We start from the raw sequence: 623 nt of genomic DNA on the forward strand, positions 1-623 counted from the left end.
GCTCCGCAGCCTCGTCGCACCGCTGCTGCTGGTGGCGGCGATGGCCGCCGTCTGGGCGGCGTCGCTCGGCATCGGCGGACTGCTCTTCGGCCCCGTCCTCGGCTTCCATGGGATGGATCCGGGTCTGCCGCTGCTGAGCTTCGTCTTCCTCGTCGCCCTCGGCGTCGACTACGGCATCTTCCTCATGCACCGGATGCGGGAGGAGGCCGCACACGGCGCCGACGCCGGACGCTCGGCCGTCACCGCGCTGGAGGCGACCGGCGGTGTCATCGCCTCGGCAGGCATCGTGCTCGCCGCCACCTTCACCGTCCTCGCCTCCCTGCCACTGGTGATGATGGTCGAGATGGGCACGACGATCGCCCTCGGCGTCCTGCTGGACACCTTCGTGGTGCGCACCTTCCTCATCCCGGCCGCGAGCACCCTGCTGGCCGGACGCGTCTGGTGGCCGGGCGAGCTCAGCCGCGAGATCCCGCGACCGCCGGAGCCGACGGCCGTGGAACTGGAGTTGGTCCGGTAGACCGTGCGGAGCTCTCCCCCTGAGCGCCGGGCGGGCCGGGACCCGGCCCGCCCGGTGACAGGTCGTCGCACACCACGCAGGATGGAGCGGTGCCCGCCATGAGAAC

1 protein-coding gene is annotated in these 623 nt (G+C 72.2%); it reads left to right on the top strand.

All coding sequences use genetic code 11. The features are described from left to right. A partial coding sequence (locus tag O3X23_RS43315; protein ID WP_269280738.1) for an MMPL family transporter occupies positions 1–517 on the top strand: 517 nt, incomplete at its 5' end. Positions 518–623 lie beyond the last annotated feature (106 nt).

This window comes from Streptomyces sp. H39-S7, assembly GCF_027158205.1.
Lineage (GTDB): Bacteria > Actinomycetota > Actinomycetes > Streptomycetales > Streptomycetaceae > Actinacidiphila.